We start from the raw sequence: 1,407 nt of genomic DNA on the forward strand, positions 1-1,407 counted from the left end.
ATTAAATAGAGAATCAATCCAAGTAGGATTAGATTTTGTTGATATAGATACATCAAAGGATGTTAGATTGTTTGTAGATCCATTGCTTTTACCAGATAAGTTTAGGGATATTGCTAATGATTTTGTAAAAACAGTTTATAAAGTTTACGATAATGGTAATAAATCAGATGCATTACAACTATTTTCACACTCTAAAGAATGTAATGCTATCCACTTTGGATATTCTGAGAGTAACTCCAAAGGGACAGGTGTTTCAATGAAGATGCTTGATCAATTTTTTGGGTATGTCTATCAGTCGGTAGATAAAATCAAAGAAAAATTACTCACACCTATAGCGATGCCGATTTTTGTAAAGAGTTTTTCAGAAGATAGGATGTCTGATTTGTTAGTAAGTTTATTAAAAAAAGAATTGATTTTATATTCTTTAGAACAAGCTCGATTACACGGTTTAAAAATCAGTAATGAAGTACAACGTTTTGATTATTGGGATTACGAGAGTCATGAGTGGGCTACCTTTGAAAGCCAGTATGTCCTAGCTCCTAATGAAAATGGTGTAGAGGAACTTCTTATCTTAGTTCCGAAGTCTGTTGTAAGTAAAAGATTTCTAGTAAATCCTTCTAGATATATTTCAGTAATTTTTCAACACTTGCAGTTGATGGAAAAGTACCAAAGGACTAATGGTACACCAAAATCTCAAAAAGAATTACGAGAATCAGAGATAGTAGCAAATTATCAAAAGGATAAAGATAAAAACTATATTTTAGATATGACATTGACATCGCCTGAATACTATGATGTATACTATGATAATGCAATTAGGTTTAGTGATAATAAATCTATGACAGACGAAGAGTTAATAGAGTGTCTTACAAAGGATAGATAAAGTTAGGTTTGGAATAGTGCTATTAGGGAAGAAGTAATTTCTTCTCTTTTTTCTTTGTTATCAGCATTTGTTATTATGATTCATGATATAATATAAAAAATGAGAAATAAGGTAAGGAGAAGAGTTTGAAAGCTTTACTACCTAAAATAAAATTCAAAAATTTTGATGAGAAATGGAATAGAAAAAAATTACATAGTATTGCGCCCCTGCGTGGAGGCTTTGCTTTCAAAAGTGAAAAATTTCAAAATACTGGCATTCCAGTTGTTAGAATATCAAATATCAAATTTGACGGAACTGTTGGAGGGGAGTTTGAATATTACTCTAAGATAATTCCAGATGAAAAATTTGTTCTTAGAGGACGTTCAATTCTATTGGCTATGTCAGGAGCAACTACTGGAAAAATAGCTATGTTAGATTCTGAGGAAGAATACTATCAAAATCAACGAGTAGGTTATTTCCAAAATACTGGGGAAGTAGACTATGAATTTCTTTCTTCTGTTTTGCAGACGAAAGCATTTACTAAC

Annotated in this window: 2 protein-coding genes; both read left to right on the forward strand. The window is 31.1% G+C overall.

Features of this window, described 5'->3' with window-relative positions; translation table 11 throughout:
• On the forward strand, positions 1-883 hold an 883-nt coding region (locus O0J15_RS21075; RefSeq protein WP_308306284.1), incomplete at its 5' end, for a hypothetical protein.
• A 125-nt stretch (positions 884-1,008) separates the two neighbouring features.
• Positions 1,009-1,407 (forward strand): restriction endonuclease subunit S (locus O0J15_RS21080; RefSeq protein ID WP_308306285.1); only part of this gene is annotated, 399 nt, incomplete at its 3' end.

Source organism: Stenotrophomonas sp. Sm10 (assembly GCF_030985515.1).
Classification (GTDB): domain Bacteria; phylum Pseudomonadota; class Gammaproteobacteria; order Xanthomonadales; family Xanthomonadaceae; genus Stenotrophomonas; species Stenotrophomonas hibiscicola.